Here is a 949-nt window from a genome sequence, read left to right on the forward strand (position 1 = left end):
AAATTAACTGTATTCTTATTGAAAAAAATATAGCCTACTCTATTTAGTGTATTAATTCTTAGAGAATATATTAAACAAATAAATATTGTTAATTTCTTGCTTCCCAAATGTGAATAAAACGTTTTGAATTACTTGCAGTATAGATAACAGTATGTGAAATATTCCGATGCCCTAAATAATCTTGAATTAAACGAGTATCTCTACCTAAATCAGCGAGTGCATAGCCACATGCATGGCGTAGCATATGAGGATGAGGAGTAATGGATACATTAGCCTTTTTACCTAAACGGCGAAGTAACCCATATACTTGCTGACGCGAAATTGGACCTGTTTTTTGGGATAAAAAAACCCACTCTGAGTCAGATTCTCTCCATGTTTCCCTTTTTTTCAACCAGTTAACCAATGCTTCATACTCTTCTTCGATAATCGGTTGCGTTGTTGATAATCCCCCTTTTAAACGCCTGACATAGAGTATCCGACTTTCCAAATCAATATCGCTTAAGGTTAAATGACATAACTCACTTACGCGAAATCCATGTAAAAAACACATTAAAAACATACAGTAATCTCTTTCTGGGTATCGCCCTTCCTTTGCTTGCTTCAAAATAGAATTGATCTCAAAACGTGTAAGAAACTTGCGCTGCTTCATTTTCATAACCTTTTCAATGAGATAACAAGGAACAAATGTCAATTGATGCATCACTATAACAAGTAATATACATCAATAAAGAGTTGTATTTTTTTTATGCTTACACTTTTACTTGTTCATTTTAAACAAGTTTATTGAAAGTTTATTTATTTTTAGAAAATGAAAGTGATTGATTGGAAAAGCAAAAAATGAGCATAGGTAGGAATTTGGTTATCTTTAGAGAAATAAACAGAATACACCAAATTGTTTACTATTATTCTCTGGCTTCTCACCTAAGTCAAATTTAATATTCACCACTTA

At 32.0% G+C, this 949-nt stretch carries 1 protein-coding gene; it reads right to left on the reverse strand.

Annotated features, from left to right (window positions below):
• Positions 1-88 precede the first annotated feature (88 nt).
• Positions 89-649: a phase variation DNA invertase MrpI gene (gene mrpI, locus BHE89_RS18635; RefSeq protein ID WP_069368457.1), complete on the reverse strand. Its 561-nt coding sequence runs from the start codon at positions 647-649 to the stop codon at positions 89-91.
• Positions 650-949: the final 300 nt, after the last annotated feature.

Source organism: Shigella sp. FC1967 (assembly GCF_001743005.1).
In the GTDB taxonomy this organism is placed as follows: domain Bacteria; phylum Pseudomonadota; class Gammaproteobacteria; order Enterobacterales; family Enterobacteriaceae; genus Proteus.

Bases quoted from the DNA above. Each gene is read 5' to 3' on its own strand.
- mrpI (WP_069368457.1), bottom strand. From the start codon at position 649: ATGAAGCAGCGCAAGTTTCTTACACGTTTTGAGATCAATTCTATTTTG.